The following is a 273-nucleotide window of genomic DNA, read 5'->3' as shown; positions in this document are numbered from 1 at the left end:
AGTCATGGTTTTTCGTATCTGTACGTAAACCATTTAAAACGATTGGGTTAATTTCTTCTTCCTCAAACTTCGGCTCAAGTCCTAAGTTCATAAGTCCTTTATTCGCATTGTAACGAACGAAACGATTTACATCCTCTACAAGACCGATAGAAGTGTAAATTTCTTCTGTATATGCCAATTCAATTTCATACAGTTCCATTAATAACTCTTGCGTTTCCGTTTGTACTTCTTGTTGCTCTTCTGCAGAAAGTTCTGTGAAGATTTGTTGTGCTA

At 35.9% G+C, this 273-nt stretch carries 1 protein-coding gene; it reads right to left on the bottom strand.

The window, feature by feature from the left end; all coding sequences use genetic code 11:
* The coding region (locus SB775_RS29425; RefSeq protein ID WP_410864767.1) for a ribonucleotide-diphosphate reductase subunit beta at positions 1 to 273 on the bottom strand (273 nt) is incomplete at both ends.

It is taken from the genome of Peribacillus sp. SIMBA_075 (assembly GCF_046534585.1).
Note: the sequence above shows the minus strand (reverse complement) of the source record. Positions and strands in the feature narration are given on the sequence as shown.